The following is a 15519-nucleotide window of genomic DNA, read 5'->3' as shown; positions in this document are numbered from 1 at the left end:
CTGTTATTACGCTATGAAATACCTTTTGTTCTTCATGCTTCTTGTTAATACGATTTGCAGCTACGGGCAGCAGATCAGGGGCACTGTGATCTATAATGACACTAAGCTCCCGGTTAACGGCGCAATGGCGAGTATCGGCAAAAACCAGTCGTTCACTAATTCGTTCGGGGAATTTAGCGTTGCAGCTTCAGGGAGTAATGACAGCCTCAAAGTGAGCTTCTTTGGTTATAAAACTTTTAGTACAAAAGTAAGCGTGGTAATGGCGCATATTCATGTAGAGCTTGAGGCTGCAAAAATTCAGTTGCGGCAGGTAACCATCCACGCAAACAGGAAGCTCGATTTTAAAAAGGACTCTGCCGCCAACCGTAAATTTTATGCCAAACAATTTAACTATAAAGGGCCAAGGGTGATTGATGCCTTTATTCCCCGGCCAGTTACAAATACCAGTCAGCTGATAAGTATTGATTTAATTACTTTAGTCCGTGCGCTTACCAAGAAAAGCACCCGCGAATACAAGTTTAACAAGGTATTGATCCGCGATGAAAAAACCGATTACATCAACCAGAAGTTCAGCCACGGGCTGGTTGCCAAGGTAACCGGGCTTAAAGGCGATACGCTTTCTACCTTTATCGTTAACTACCGCCCCACCTACCAGTACGCCAGCAAAGCCTCCGATTACAAGATGGAACTTTATATTAAAGATTGCTATCAGAAGTTTTTAAAGAATGGCTTCAAAAGCAATGAGCTGTTTAACGCTAATAAAAGGGATACGGCTGAGTTTAGGTTGAATTAGGACGATATCAAACCGTTCTAAAACTATGTCATTGCGAGCGATAGCGCGGCAACCTCGTCGCCAATGCAATTACGCTATGCAAATTCTACACCCTTCTATTCGCCCTGTAGTGTTCGCGATTGCTTCGTACCTCGCAATGACACGAGCGGGTTAATTCAACACCGGCTGTACATTCGTCAAATTGAAAATATCAGCCATCAGGTCATCGCTTGGGTTTACCTTAAAATTTTTGGATGGCAGCTCAACCAGCATATTCTCTTCCCTGTCCTTAATCATAAATTTAAGGGTGCAGTTTTTTACCGGGTATTTTTGATTGTTAATGTCGATAAGGCCCTGCAGATCGGCCAGCAACCTGCTGTTTAGCGCATTCAGCTCCAGGCATACAGTTAATGATTTAGTGAGTTTATCCCTCATTTCAGATAACAGGCTTATCACCGTGATCTTCATATCCCAGTTATCCTTCTGGCGGAATTTCTCTTCAATAATACCCCTTAAGTGCAGGAAGTAACCATCTACCATCATGTTCCTGAATTTCACGTAATCCTCGCCAAACAATGCAAACTCGTATGATTCATTGTAATCCTCCAAAACAAATGTACCGAACGGCTTACCGGTTTTGGTCATTTTATGCTGAACGTTGCCTACCAAACCACCAATGCAGATCTCGCCTTTGCGGCGCAGGTTTGCAAATGCGTTCATGATCTCCTCGCCACCCTCGCCCGAGCGGGCCTTCTGCATGTTCTTTAAATCGGCGATACCGGCGTTGCAGAACCTTTCCAGTTCTACCTTATAATTATCAAGCGGGTGACCGGTTAAATAGATCCCAATCACATCCTTTTCGTATTTCAGTTTTTCTATCAGCGGCCATTCATCAGCTTCCGGCATGGCTGGCTCCGGGATATAGGACGCCACCGAACCACCAAACAGTGATGATTGTGAGCTGTTCTGGGTATTCTGATAATCATTGGCGTATTTTATCAAACGCTCAACGCCTGTCAATACGCCATTTTCTGTTTTGGCAAAGAACTGTGCACGGTTTAATCCAAACTCGTCGAACGCACCGCCATAAACCAGGTTCTCGTACGATTTACGGTTCACACTCCGGGTATTGCTCCGTTGTGCAAAATCGTAAACAGATTTATAAGGACCGCGTTCCACCCTTTCCTCAATAATGCTTTCAACCGCTTTATCACCTACACCCTTTACGCCTGTCAACCCGAAACGCACCTGTCCTTTGGCGTTTACAGCGAATGACATATCACTTTCATTAATGTCAGGCCCTAAAACCTGCACACCCATGCGGCGGCACTCCTCCATAAAGAAGGTGATCTTCTCCATGTTGTTCTGGTTATTTAAAACCGCCGCCATGTATTCTGATGGATAATGCGCCTTTAAATAGGCCGTTTGATAAGCCACAAAAGCATAACAAGTGGAGTGCGATTTATTGAACGCGTATTGAGCAAATGCCTTCCAGTCGGTCCAGATTTTAGTTAGTTTATCTTTAGGGTGACCTTTTGCTGTGGCGCCTTCCATAAACTGGGCCTCCATCTTGTTCAACACCTCAATCTGCTTCTTACCCATCGCCTTACGCAAAACGTCGGCATCACCCTTACTAAAGCCGGCCAGCTTTTGCGATAAAAGCATCACCTGTTCCTGGTACACCGTGATCCCATAGGTCTCACCCAGGTATTCCTCCATATCCGGAACGTCGAACGTAATTGGTTCACGGCCATGCTTACGACTGATGAAGTTGGGGATATATTCTATCGGGCCCGGGCGGTAAAGGGCGTTCATCGCAATCAAATCCTCAAACTTATCCGGCTTTAGTTCGCGCAGGTACATCTGCATCCCGTCGCTTTCAAACTGGAACGTACCGTTGGTATCGCCGCGCTGGTAAAGCTCAAATGTTTCCTTATCATCAAGGGGAATGTAATCTATGTCGATAACTACGCCATGGTTCTGCTTGATCATCCGCAGGGCATCTTTTAAAATGGTTAGGGTCTTCAGTCCCAAAAAGTCCATCTTAATAACGCCTGCATCTTCAATTACACGCCCGTCGTATTGCGTTACCAGCAGGTCAGAGTCCTTTGCAACCGCAACGGGTACAATGTCTGTTAAATCGTAAGGGGCAATGATGATACCCGCAGCATGCACACCCGTATTACGTACCGATCCTTCCAACTTTTCAGCTTCGCGAAGCACCTGGGCACGCAGATCGTTTCCTTTTAAAATTTCCTTCAGCTCGGGCACCTGCTCAATGGCATCCTTCAGGGTGATGCCCAAAGTATCAGGAACCAGCTTTTTAATAGCGTTCATTTCAGATAACGGCATATCCAGCACACGGCCAACATCCTGGATGCTGGTACGGGCAGCCATGGAACCGTAGGTGATGATCTGCGCCACCTGGTTTTTACCGTATTTATCAACCACGTAGTCAATAACTTTCTGGCGACCGGCATCGTCAAAATCCGTATCAATATCGGGCATCGATTTACGATCCGGGTTCAGGAACCTCTCGAACAGGAGGTTGTATTTCATCGGGTCGATATTGGTGATCCCGGTACAATAGGCCACCACCGAACCGGCAGCTGAACCACGACCAGGGCCGATAAATACGCCCATATCCCTGCCTGCCCGTATAAAGTCGGCAACGATGAGGAAGTAGCCCGCAAAACCCATGGTACGGATGGTGAACAGCTCAAAGTTGATGCGTTCTTCGGTTTCGGCGTCAATATCCCTATATCTTTCCTTAGCCCCTTTAAATGTAAGGTCCTTCAGGTATTCCCACTGGTTCAGGGTATCCGCATCGGCAACACTGTCGCCATGAATCTTAAATTCGGGCGGGATCACGTAATTTGGCAGTAGAATGTCGCGTTTCAACTTGAGCACCTCTACCTTGTCAACAATCTCGTTCGTATTATCCAACGATTCCGGCACATCGTTAAACAGCTTGCCCATTTCGGCTTGCGTTTTAAAATAAAACTGGTCGTTAGGGAAACCGAAGCGATAACCCTTGCCACCTTCTTCATCGGTAGCTATCGGGGTGCTCTGCATATCGCCGGTATTCACGCAAAGCAAAATATCATGCGCGTTTGAATCCTGCTGATCCACATAGTGCGAATCGTTTGAGCAGATCATCTTCACATTATACTTTTTGGCGAACTTCATCAGCACCGCATTCACAGTATTTTGTTCAGGAATGTCGTGCCGCTGCATTTCAATGTAGTAATCCTCGCCAAAAAGGTCCAGCCACCATTTAAATTCGGTTTCGGCTTCTTCTTCGCTTCCCCTTAAAATAGCCTGTGGCACAGATGCACCCAGGCAGCAGGTAGTCGCAATTAAACCTTTATGGTGTTTTAAAATGAGTTCCTTGTCAATCCGCGGCCATTTGCTGTACAGGCCCTCCATGTAACCAAGTGAGCACAGCTTAACCAGGTTTTTATAACCTTCGGGATTTTTAGCCAGCATCAGCTGGTGATAGCGTTTGTCTTTTTTCTCCTTGGTAAATTGCTTTTTATGGCGATCATCCACTACGTAAAATTCACAGCCGACGATTGGTTTCACGTTATGCTTACCGGCCTCTGCCACAAATTTGAATACGCCAAACATATTACCATGGTCGGTAATAGCCAGGGCCTTCATGCCATCGGCTGCTGCTTTTTTGTAGAGTTTGGAGATATCGGCAGCACCGTCGAGCAGTGAAAATTGGGTATGAACGTGTAAGTGTGAAAAATCGGGCATCGTCTATTCTGTTCCTTTAATGAAGATACCAAAGTTATTGTGAATTTCGGATTTCGGATGTTCGATTTCTGATTTGTGGAGAAAAAACGCTGATTATTAACAAGTAAAAATTTAGCCGCTTACCTCCCATTGTCATTGCGAGCGATAGCGCGGCAACCTCGTCGTAAGCATGGCGAATATGCATTGCGAGGAGATTGCTTCGTCGTTCCTCCTCGCAATGACAAAAGTTTTTATTATTTATTATTCAAATTCGGCAAATCACTCTTCCCTTTCAAATTCTTCTCTAAAAACTGGAAGCTTACGTTCTCTATCAATTGGTAACTTGGCCAGTTGTAGGCCGCGCCATGTGCTCCGGGTGGATAGATCCGCAATTCAGCGTCCTTACCTGCATTGGTTAAGGCGGTTAGTAATTGCATGGTATTAGCCGGGTGCACGTTATCATCGCTCATGGAGTGGATCAGCAGTAAATGATCCTTCAGGTTAGCGGCATAAGGGATATCAGAGCTATTTTTGTAACCTTCCTCATTTTCGTTTAAAGGCGCCATGTAACGCTCGGTGTAAATATCGTCATACAAACGCCAGTCGGTAACAGGCGAGTTGGCTATGCCTACCTTAAATACGCCGGGATGGGTAAGCAACGTATAAGTTGTGCTGAAGCCGCCGTAGCTGGTGCCCATTATTGCCATGTTATCTGCGTCAACAATGCCCTTTTTAACCAGGTATTGGGCGGTCTCAACAAAATCGCTGCTTTCCAGCTTACCCAATTGCTTATAAACCGATTTCATAAAGGCGCTGCCATAATTGGCTATTCCCCTGTTATTTACATTGGCAACCACATACCCGTTTTGCGCAAGCCATTGGGCCCAGGTACTAGTAGTAAAATTATCAAATATATCATGCGATTCCGGACCGCCGTAAACCGTCATTACCAGCGGGTATTTTTTATTGGGGTCGTAATTAAATGGTTTTATGTAATAGCCGTCGAGCTTTACACCCTCGCTGTTTGTGAACTGAAAATGTTCCTCGGGCGAGTAAGCATGTGTTTTTATAAACTCACTTACTTCATGGTTGTCTTCAAGCATTTTAAGCACCCTGCCTTTATCATCACTTAAAGCCACATGCCATGGTGTAGTTACATTGCTGTAATTGTCTAAAAAATATTTAGTATTGGGCGACATGTTGATGTCATGATAGCCGCTTACGGTGGATAGCTTTGCTTTATTGTTTCCGTCAAAATTAACCGTCCAAAGCTCCTGGTTAAGACCACCTGTTTCTGCTGACAGGTAATAGATCTTCTTTGCTGCCGCATCAATCCCGGTAACCTTTATCATATCCCAATTACCTTGTGTAACCTGGTTAATCAGCTTCCCATCATACCCATAACGGTAAATATGGTAATAGCCCGACCGGTCAGACACCCAGAAAAACTCCTTCGATTTCTCCGGAAAGTAGATCATATCATTCACATTGGTATAGAAGTTAAATATGGCTACCCAGGTTTTATTCTGCTCCTCCAGTACTACATGGTGCTCACCGGTCTTCACGTTGAAGAAATACAGCTTCATGTGGTTTTGCGCACGATTGAGGGTCATCAGCGCTATCACATCCGGGGTGCTTGTCCAGTAAATGCGGGGGATATAAAAATCGCCCGTTTCATCCGGGGCGAGCCAAACCTTTTTGCCTGATTCCACATCAACCACGCCAATTTTAACCGATGGGTTAGCATCGCCAACCTGCGGGATAGAAATATGGATCTGATCCGGGTGGTTCCCTTCAAAATTGGTCATCTGGAAATCGGGCACCTTACGCTCGTCAAACTGCCAAAAGGCCATGTACTTGTTATCCGGCGACCAGTTCCATGCCTGTGCCTGGCCAAATTCTTCTTCATAAACCCAATCGTAATGACCATTGAAAATGCCGTGCTCGTCGGTTTGGTCGTTGGTGAGCTGCGTTTCTTTTGCTGTCGCGAAATTGTAAACGTACATATTACCGCCGCGTTCTATACCAACCTTTGAACCATCCGGAGATAGCTCAGCCGACCGTGCATCCTTTGCCGCCTGTTTTAATTGCTTGCCTGCCAAATCATAAATAAAATAATCCGACACACCCGATCTGCGATAAATGGGTCGGAAATTAGTTTTAAAAACCAAATGCTTTGAATCATGCGACCATTGGAACGATTCGTAGTTAAATGCGCTGTCGGAGCCGGGGAACTTCAGGCCTTTGTTAGTGAATACCAGCTCATCCTTTTGTGTTTTGGCGTCCATCGAACGGATCTCGTCGTTGTTGATAAAAGAATATTTGTTGCCGCCATCGGTCCAGTTAACGCTTTGCGGACCGGGATTGCCATACAGCTTCCCGCCTGATTGTAAAGCATCCTCCAAACTCGCATAGCCCGGTTTGGTTTGTGCTATGCTGCCAACAGGCAATAAAAAGCCCAGCGCAAGAGAGCAAACTAAACCTGCGCGCATAAATTTATGATTCATAAAAGTGATTTGAATATTTTGATTGGCTAAGCTAATGGAATTGGGTCATTTGAACAAGAGCAGAAAGCTGAAAGGAGAAAGCTGAAAGCAAAAAAGGAAAAACTCCAAGCTGGAAGCAATTAAAGCTTTGGACTTTACGCTTTAAGCTTTATGCTTACATTTGCCTTATGAAAGGAAAATCGCCTAAAGAGTCGCATACCATTATGAATGAGCTGGTGTTACCCAACGACACCAATACACTGAACAATTTAATGGGCGGGCGATTACTGCACTGGATGGATATTGCCGCTGCTATATCGGCGCAAAAGCATTGCAACCGGGTTGTGGTAACGGCATCGGTTGATAATGTTTCCTTTAAGCATTCTGTAAAGTTGGGCGACGTGGTGACCATTGAAGCCAAGGTTTCAAGAGCGTTTAATACTTCGGTTGAGGTGAGGCTTGATGTCTGGGCCGAGAATATCCCTTCCGGCACCAGGGTTAAAAGCAATGAGGCCTATTATACATTTGTGGCGCTTGATCAAAACGGCCAAAGTGTATCGGTACCGGAGCTGATCCCTGTCACTATTGAAGACATGGTGTTGTTTGAGGGCGCGCTTCGCCGCAGGCAGTTAAGGTTGATACTGGGTGGTAAAATGAAGCCGGATGATGCTACGGAGTTAAAGGCTTTGTTTTTTGGGGAAGAAGAGAAGTAGTAACCATTCCATTTTAGCTTCAATTTAAAAAAGTATCAAAATCAGGTATCACGTTATCGCCAGTGTTTTTTGTGGCAGGCACATATAAAAACAATGGTTTTTTATTGGTCGCGCTATCCATCTGATCGGTTCGATAATTGGGTCCCTGCCATTTAAAAGGATATAAATTTCCAGATCCCTGCCATTGTAATTTATAAACATCCGCCGATGGCTGCGAAATGACGATGCTTTGCGTTTTTAACTTTTCACCATTAAAAACAAACGGACGAGAGAACAGAAGCGAATCCAGAGGCGTGAATTTTGCAAATTTTACATCAGATGAGTCAGGGTAGGATTTATTCCTGTATGTATTAAAGCCTCTTAAACTGCGCCCCATATAAAAACGCAACAACGACATTTTAAAATCAATTTTTATACTGTCGCCCGGTGGAACATAAATGGCGTACATAAACGGAGGGTAGCCATCTTCTACAGACGTATACTTCCTGACGTATATATCGTATGTTTCCCGGTAATAAGCAATTACAACGCACTCATTGTAAGTATTGTTAAATATATTAAGGCTATTAAGGTTATGCCTCGTGCCAATGTTGTTGAATTGAAAAACATCGTTAGTAAAAGGGTTAGCATATTTTGCAGGCTTTACTATCGGTTCCCTCCACGAGTTTAACGGATAATTTAGCGAAAAATACCGCGCCTCTACAAACCTGCCCATTTTGCTTTTTGCGGAATCCATGGGATTCGGCTCTTCCGCGATTTTCTGATAAAGCTGCGATTGTGAGTTATAGGACACATCCCGGTTATTATTAACATAGCTAGAGTTACCTACATTGGCACAAAAACGCAGGAGCGAAATCAAAAAAAACAGAACACCCACATAAGGAGCCCATGGGCTGCGGCTGCGGGTTGAGTAATACACAGCATTACCGGTGATGGTACGTAAAAAATAGTCCAGCTTCAAATCATCGGCATTAAAATAACGCATGGCTATCACCATGTCTTGTAGTAATTGCGCTTTGAAATTTTTCCGGTTCTGCTTTAAGTACGTTGCTGTAGCATAGACGTATCTTTCAAAATATTTCAGATCTACATCGCTAAGCAGCATAAAAAAAACTTTATCTGCCAGGAACCTGCAATTGTTATTGAACTCGCTCTGGCCTGTATGTTTTTTCAATTCGTTTAAGCCGAAATCTATCTTGTTTTGCAGCCGCTGGAAAACAACATTCAGGATATTGATGGGTAAAAGTGCTTTATAGTGTAAAAGCACCCTCAGGTTGTTCCAGTTCGGCGCGTTGCCGCTAAAGTTAAGGTTGATGTAAGTTAACACATCATCATAAAAGTAAGCTGCTATAACCTGCCGTATTCTTTCGGCCTCGGCGGCCGGATGGCGCCGTACAGTATCTATTTCTTCAGCATCAACACCAACCAAAATACCATACAAACATTGGTATTGGCAAAGCCAGTGCAAAACGTCAGGGTAATCTTTTAAAAGCTTAATAATCCGGCTAACATCGTTTTTTGTTAACTCTTCATTTAGCCGACTTTCGGCGGTCAGTTTTTTTTCAATGCGGATAATCTCATCATTGTTGATGCCGGTTAAATGTTCCCGCGTCAAGCCTATACTTTCTAAAGCTCTTAAAATTTGCACTGCTTACTATCTGTGATAAAATTGCTTAAAGGTATAATCAAATAAAATTATCTTCGTGATAAATTAAAAATATAATGTTAGCCATTATTAACCAGGTTTTTGAGTTAGAGCAAAAATTGCAATCAAGGGATGACCTTTCTGCAGAAAGGAATTTTAAACGGATATTTCATGAGTTTGAGGAAATGGGTTACCGAGTTATTAATCCGATAAACCGAAAATATTCCGAAACGGATAGCGATATCGAAGCAACGCTTCCTGCAACCCTGAATGGTGATTTACGTATCACACGCGTACTAAAACCTGTTATTTATCAAAAAGGGAATATCGATGATATAAGTTTGGTACAAAAGGGAATTGTTATAGTTGAGGCAGTGTAAATATGGATAATATAAATTTCGGCATTGATTTGGGTACTACCAATTCGGGGATCGGTAAATATGAGAACGGAAAGGTACAGGTTTTAAAAAACCCTGTTGGGCATCGCGAAATACTCTCGTCAGTAGTATCGTTCAGGAAGGGCCGCATAATTGTTGGCGATAAAGCCCGCGAACAATACCTATCGAACGCACAAAACGTATTCAGCGCCTTTAAACGTAAAATTGGCACCAACGAAATATACCCGGTTAACCAACAAGACGAAATAACAGAAGTTTCAGCTATCGACTTATCGGCCTATGTTTTAAAGGAACTTAAAAGCTACATACACGGCAATCCACCCGAAGCAGCCGTAATCACCATTCCTGCTTCTTTTGATACCATACAATCCAACGCGACCAAAAAAGCAGGATACCTGGCCGGGTTTGAGCATGTTGTTCTTTTGCAGGAGCCGGTGGCGGCCTGCCTTGCCTACGCCAATCTTAGCCATTTGAATATAGAGGACGAACAACGCTGGCTGGTTTATGATTTTGGGGGTGGCACCTTCGACACAGCCCTGGTGTACATTAACCAGCGGGAACTGAAGGTTATTGACAATAAGGGTAATAATTTCTTAGGTGGCGTAGATATCGATCATGCGTTTATCGCCCAGGTAATTATCCCACGCCTGGCCGAACTGACCGGCGATGCTGAACTTTGGCAAAAAGTATCGCAAAAAACCGGCGTTTACGAAAAACTTTGGCACTACTTAAATTACCAGGCCGAGGAGGCTAAAAAAGAGCTTTCAATGTCTCCATCCGTTTGGATAGAGATAAATTTTCCTGAATTAGATATATCTGCCGAATTTGAGATAACCCGCGATGTCTTTAATACTGTAGTTGAGCCAAAATATAAAGAGACAGAGGAATTTATCCGGTCCCTGCTGTTAGAGAACAGCATGTCGTTCAGCGATATTTCACGTATTATTTTGGTTGGAGGTACAACCTATATCCCCTACATTAAAGACGCACTGAAGAATATATCCAATACAATAATTGACGATAGCGTTGACCCGACTACGGCAGTTATTGTTGGAGCCGCATATTATGCCGGTTCGCAGCCAAAACCAGTTTCAGAAAACCCTGTTGTACAAAACGACCAGCCCAAAGCCACAATTGATATCAAGCTTTCATACGAGGCATTTACAAATGATAAAGAAGAGCTGATCGCTTTTAAAACGGCCAACCCTTTTACCGGGTACTACCGCATTACAAGAAGCGATGGCGGATTTGACAGCGGGCTGCGCTCGTTCGACCAATCGGCTTCTGAATTTGTGACGCTTATACCAAAATCGAAGAATACTTTCCGCTTAGGAATCTTTGATATCAGGCAAAAAGAGATCTACAGCAATTCGGCCATTAGCATATCGCATGGTTTATATAATGTTAGCGGTCAGTTATTGCCGGAGGACATTTGCATCGAACTGGACAAAAATAACGGCACCACTTACCTTGAACCGATTTTTAAACGCAACAATATACTGCCATTGAACAGGACGCTGTACAAGGTATTTTCAAAATCGGTTATTAAAAACTCTGATGATAAGATCATCATTAATGTTGTTGAGGGTAAGGGTGGGACCATGCCGGGTTCAAACCTGAGCATAGGTTATATCGAGATCTCAGGAAAGGACATATCTACCGATCTGATCCAGGGAACTGACATCGAACTAATGTTAACAATGGACGAATCGAGAGGGCTTAATATAGAGGTTTACATCCCGTCGTCCGGCCAATTGATAAAACACAGCTTCCATATTTCAAGCCGTGATGTTAGTGTCGACAAAAGTTTATATGATATTGCACAGGCAGAAAATATATTGAACAGGGAGATCAGGCTGAGTAATGATGACGAAGCTTACGAGGTATCGGCCTTATTTCAAAAAATCGCCTCCGATCTCAACAGCCTGAAAGGCGAGTTGCACGCCATAAAAAACGATAATATCACTGCCGAGAAATACAGGCTCGACGAAAAAAAAAGGCGACTGCTTGGTGAGCTGGACAGCCTGACGCGCGCCCGCGACGTGCATGCCGCGCTTCACAAGTACCGCGAGCAAAAACAATTATTTATCGACCGAAAGGGAACGGCCACGAGCCAGCAGCTAACTGCGTTTGAAAATATAGTAAGTCGGGAAGGCGAGTTTTTGAACTCGGGAGACAAACATTTGATTGAAAAGTATCAAAAGGAACTGACGGAGCTGAACTGGGCCATTTTTCTGCAAAGCGATGAAAACTATGTGTCCCTATTTTATAATATAGCCTCCAGGCCGCCTGAACATTTTAAAGAACCTGCAAATCTTGGCTTTTTGATAGAAGAAGGAATTCGCCATATCAACGAAAAAAATTATCAACAATTAAGACAATTGGTTTACGTACTAAGTGCAAATGTGAAGAATGAATTCAAAAAACGAGAAAACCCGGATGAGCAGGTTGGCGGCGGATCAACTTCTAACCTTGGGTTACGATAATTTATGATACTAAAACCAGAATTTGATATAACTTCCGATGAAACCGAAGAATTGAAGATCCTGTTTTTGAAAAGGAGGAAGAGAAATAAAAAAAAATTTCGTTGCGAGCGATAGCGTGGCAACCTCGTAACTATACAGAGCGAAGAGAAAGGTGTAGAACCTGCATGATGAATATGCATAGCGACAAGGTTGCTTCGTCGTTCCTCCTCGCAATTACAAGTTTTTATAGTTTTAACTATTCACCCCTACCATCTCCCCCTTCAAAATCTCCAAAATAGATGGCGTAATATTCCCAAACAACGATACTCCATGTGCGCCATTCTTCAACGCCAATTGAATACCCTGCTTAATTTCGTCGTCATTTTTAAAATCAGAAATGTAAAGCCCGGCATACAGCGGGAACTCGCCAGCTAAAAAATGTACCCCTTCGGCAACGGCATCGCCTATCCAGCCTACCTTTTCCTTGTAAAATCCGTGGTAGATCATCGGGCAAACGCCGTCGAGGTGAAAGTTTGTCCAATCCTGGCGTACGTTGCGGCGGGCTATTTCGGGTGTTGGGAAAACGGCGGCGGTAATTTGTTTTTTATGCTGATGGGCTATAGCCGAAATGCTGTTCACCACGCGGATGATGTTGCCATAACGGAACAGTCGCCATGATAAACTGGCCTCCGGAAATTGAATATCCGACAGGTCGGTTCCATACTGTTCCTTAAATTTTGCACGACAAACGTTACAGTAGCAAAAATCATATTCGGGCAACTCCTTTATCTGTTCAATCTTATAATTGGCCCAAAGGTTAACCGGTAAGACCACATCGCAATAACGCACATAATCCAGGTGGATGCCGTCTACATATTCCTTGTCTAATATGTCCTTAACCGTTTGCTCCAAATATTGCTGCACCTCGGGGCGCGACGGGCAAAGCCAGCGGTAATAGTTTACATAAGGCGGCTTGTCAGCACATGAATCACCGTTACGGCTCTTGCTGTACCAATCCGGGTGAACACTTACCAGCTCGGCGCGGTTAAAGGTCCAGATCCAGCGGTGCGCCTCGATGCCATGCGCCTTTGCCGCACGGAAATGCCGCTCACTGTCCGACTCAAAAAAGATCCCGGTTATCCCGCCTGCCTTAAACCCTGCAAAACGCGTATTGATTTCCTCGTCAGTATCCTTTTGATTGGGGTTGGTCCATACCCAGTTTTTAAATTTGGGGTGCTTTTTAGCGGCGACAGGTTTTGCGGCTACATTTCCCAACGGCAAGGCTGCGGCTGCACCGGCGACCAGGCCGGCCTTTAAAAAATCACGCTTATTCATTCGGGTCCTTTTTTAATATGGTAACTAAACCCTCCTGGTTTATCGTCCAGGTTATGTTATTTGTTGTATCGGTTATCAGCGCCATAAACTGGTGCGGCGTAGCCTCCAGTTGCAGTGTGTTTTTACCGGTATCTATGGTAATCTTACTGTCAACACCCAACTCATCCAGCGTTGCGGCATAAACTTTATTCTTTTTCTGCCATTCCTTTTGCCGGTAGTAAACCAGCCACAAGTACTCCTTTTGTTTTTCAGCATAAGGTAGTGTAAATGTTTTATCGCCTGCCTCGCCCTTTGTGAATTGCAGGTAACCCCAACGCTCGGGGCAGTGCATGGCTATTAGTCCCTGCGGGCTCCAGCTCCAGTTATGCTCGGGCAGGTTACGGCCGTTTTCACCCTTCAGCTTTTCATATTTCCCGTTAACCACTTTGGTATCCCATTCCACCCGCGAAAAGTTGATGCGCCATGTTGTTCCGTCCTTTGGCTGCTGAAACCTGTTGCTCAGGCCCAGCGCCCTGAACGGAATTACCATCTCCATCGTCCAGCCCTGGTCTTTGTCCGACGGATCATTTACCGTGCCCTGCACCTTTACTGCCGACTGCATCCCCGGCGTGTTCCAGGCACTCATGGGGTTGCCGCCGTTGCGGTAGGCTTTGTTCAAATAAAGGTCGAATATGGTATTGATGGCATTGCATTCAATTTCGTAATACTGGTGCATGCTGTTATTGGGGTTGATGAACATTTCCACATCGTTATCCATGAAAACGATATCATCACGATGCTTTAAGTAGGCCCATACGTTTGGTTCCATTATGCGGGCTGCGATGTACAGGCTGCTGTCGCCCCAAAGCATTTTGATATTGGTTTGCAGCGGCGGTTTGGGTTTCAGATCGCCCTCAATGTCAACAAAATCATCACTCCATTTAGCTTGCTGCCAAACCGGGTCGTTAACATCGCCGTCAATAACAGGCGGTGTTTTTGTATAGCCCACCACATAGCCTTTGGGGACGGTAAATAAATTCTCCAGTCCCTTAAACTGCTCCTGTGCTTTGGCATAAGGTGCGGCAAAAAAGATGGATAAGAGGACAAATATTTTCGGGTAATTGCGGAATAGGTTGTTCATAAGCTTACCGGCTGCTAAGTTCAAGGATCCGGTCAAACTCTTCACGCTTCACCCCCATTACTGAAAGGCGTCCCTGGCGCACCAGGCCGATATCCTTCAGCTGCGCATCAGCCTTGATCTCCTCCAAAGTAACAGGGGTTTTCAGCGCCTCAACAGGCGCAAGGTCAACCACTACCCAATTTGGATCGCTGGTGGTGGGGTCCTGATAAGCTTCCTTCACAACCTTGGCTATACCGACAACCTCCTTACCCTCGTTACTGTGGTAAAACAGCACCAGGTCGCCCTCCTTCATTTCACGCAGGTTGTTGCGCGCCTGGTAGTTACGCACGCCATCCCAAAAGGTGCGGCCGTCTTTATTGAATTTCTCCCAACTGTATTTAAATGGTTCTGATTTTACCAACCAATGCTGCATAGATAATCGTTTTGCCAAATGTAATTAATTTGGGGAAAATGGCAAGCACAAAGGGGGTTAACAGGGTTAACACAATTTCGAATATTTTAGCATTAAATACCTATTAATCAATCAATTGAAAAAACAGGGGGGTTAACATTAAATTATGTTTTTGTTCTTTGTCTTCGCAGGCTCTCCTGCAATGCCCCACGGATTGGAATGTATTTAATTGAGAAATACTAAACATCTTTTTTGACTCCATGAAAAAAAAAGTGGGTTTACATGGTTTACATATTTCAGGGTTTAAACTGTATATAAATAACTGTTAATCAAATCATTAAATAGATTTTCAATGAAAAAAAGTGGGTTTACATGTAAACCCACTTTTTTGTCTTCTCACGCCGGCAAAGCGTTCCATTTTTACATGTGGAACACCCGGAACACTATGAAACA

Annotated in this window: 10 protein-coding genes; 4 read left to right on the top strand and 6 right to left on the bottom strand. The window is 44.3% G+C overall.

The genetic code is table 11. From position 1 onward, the window contains the following. Positions 1-13: 13 nt before the first annotated feature. Entirely contained in the window at positions 14-793 is a 780-nt protein-coding gene (locus tag KXD93_RS18680; protein WP_258138869.1) for a carboxypeptidase-like regulatory domain-containing protein, read from the top strand. Between the two features lie 150 nt (positions 794-943). Here KXD93_RS18680 and dnaE read toward each other — a convergent pair whose 3' ends face one another. Together dnaE and KXD93_RS18670 are read right to left on the bottom strand one after the other, a co-directional pair. Next, on the bottom strand, positions 944-4534 hold the full coding sequence (gene dnaE, locus KXD93_RS18675) for a DNA polymerase III subunit alpha (RefSeq protein ID WP_258138868.1): 3591 nt from the start codon (positions 4532-4534) through the stop codon (positions 944-946). 233 nt (positions 4535-4767) lie between these two features. Next, positions 4768-7020, bottom strand: coding sequence for a S9 family peptidase (locus KXD93_RS18670; RefSeq protein WP_258138867.1), 2253 nt, complete (start codon positions 7018-7020; stop codon positions 4768-4770). A gap of 167 nt (positions 7021-7187) precedes the next feature. Here KXD93_RS18670 and KXD93_RS18665 point away from each other — a divergent pair, with 167 nt between their 5' ends. After that, complete coding sequence (locus KXD93_RS18665; RefSeq protein ID WP_258138866.1) at positions 7188-7712, top strand: acyl-CoA thioesterase; 525 nt, start codon at positions 7188-7190, stop codon at positions 7710-7712. Positions 7713-7731: 19 nt separating this feature from the next. On the opposite strand, the gene KXD93_RS18660 is transcribed toward KXD93_RS18665, so the two are convergent. After that, the gene (locus KXD93_RS18660; protein ID WP_258138864.1) at positions 7732-9360 is read right to left on the bottom strand and encodes a hypothetical protein; all 1629 of its coding nucleotides are present in this window, start codon (positions 9358-9360) and stop codon (positions 7732-7734) included. A gap of 74 nt (positions 9361-9434) precedes the next feature. Between KXD93_RS18660 and KXD93_RS18655 the strand changes: the two genes are divergently transcribed. Both KXD93_RS18655 and KXD93_RS18650 read left to right on the top strand, forming a co-directional pair. Continuing rightward, the gene (locus KXD93_RS18655) at positions 9435-9737 is read left to right on the top strand and encodes a hypothetical protein (protein ID WP_258138863.1); all 303 of its coding nucleotides are present in this window, start codon (positions 9435-9437) and stop codon (positions 9735-9737) included. Positions 9738-9739: 2 nt separating this feature from the next. After that, positions 9740-12241 carry an Hsp70 family protein gene (locus tag KXD93_RS18650; RefSeq protein WP_258138862.1) on the top strand — a complete coding sequence of 834 codons (2502 nt, stop codon included), beginning with the start codon at positions 9740-9742 and terminating at the stop codon, positions 12239-12241. Between the two features lie 231 nt (positions 12242-12472). On the opposite strand, the gene KXD93_RS18645 is transcribed toward KXD93_RS18650, so the two are convergent. From KXD93_RS18645 to KXD93_RS18635, 3 genes are read right to left on the bottom strand one after another with little or no spacing between them, the layout of a single operon-like run. Then, a complete protein-coding gene (locus KXD93_RS18645; protein WP_258138861.1) occupies positions 12473-13555 on the bottom strand; it encodes a family 10 glycosylhydrolase in 1083 nt (360 codons plus the stop codon). Next, the gene (locus KXD93_RS18640; protein ID WP_258138860.1) at positions 13548-14675 is read right to left on the bottom strand and encodes a carbohydrate-binding family 9-like protein; all 1128 of its coding nucleotides are present in this window, start codon (positions 14673-14675) and stop codon (positions 13548-13550) included. The genes KXD93_RS18645 and KXD93_RS18640 overlap by 8 nt, the downstream gene beginning before the upstream one ends. Positions 14676-14679: 4 nt before the next feature. Then, positions 14680-15087, bottom strand: coding sequence for an EVE domain-containing protein (locus tag KXD93_RS18635; protein WP_258139030.1), 408 nt, complete (start codon positions 15085-15087; stop codon positions 14680-14682). Between the last annotated feature and the right edge of the window lie 432 nt (positions 15088-15519).

The sequence above is a fragment of the Mucilaginibacter phenanthrenivorans genome (assembly GCF_024721155.1).
Lineage (GTDB): Bacteria > Bacteroidota > Bacteroidia > Sphingobacteriales > Sphingobacteriaceae > Mucilaginibacter > Mucilaginibacter phenanthrenivorans.
This window is presented reverse-complemented; position numbering and strand designations above follow the sequence as displayed.

What these genes read in the sequence shown, in the direction of transcription:
- KXD93_RS18680 (WP_258138869.1), top strand. Translation starts at nt 14, where the DNA reads ATGAAATACCTTTTGTTCTTCATGCTTCTTGTTAATACGATTTGCAGC.
- dnaE (WP_258138868.1), bottom strand. Translation starts at nt 4,534, where the DNA reads ATGCCCGATTTTTCACACTTACACGTTCATACCCAATTTTCACTGCTC.
- KXD93_RS18670 (WP_258138867.1), bottom strand. Translation starts at nt 7,020, where the DNA reads ATGAATCATAAATTTATGCGCGCAGGTTTAGTTTGCTCTCTTGCGCTG.
- KXD93_RS18665 (WP_258138866.1), top strand. Translation starts at nt 7,188, where the DNA reads ATGAAAGGAAAATCGCCTAAAGAGTCGCATACCATTATGAATGAGCTG.
- KXD93_RS18655 (WP_258138863.1), top strand. Translation starts at nt 9,435, where the DNA reads ATGTTAGCCATTATTAACCAGGTTTTTGAGTTAGAGCAAAAATTGCAA.
- KXD93_RS18650 (WP_258138862.1), top strand. Translation starts at nt 9,740, where the DNA reads ATGGATAATATAAATTTCGGCATTGATTTGGGTACTACCAATTCGGGG.
- KXD93_RS18645 (WP_258138861.1), bottom strand. Translation starts at nt 13,555, where the DNA reads ATGAATAAGCGTGATTTTTTAAAGGCCGGCCTGGTCGCCGGTGCAGCC.
- KXD93_RS18640 (WP_258138860.1), bottom strand. Translation starts at nt 14,675, where the DNA reads ATGAACAACCTATTCCGCAATTACCCGAAAATATTTGTCCTCTTATCC.
- KXD93_RS18635 (WP_258139030.1), bottom strand. Translation starts at nt 15,087, where the DNA reads ATGCAGCATTGGTTGGTAAAATCAGAACCATTTAAATACAGTTGGGAG.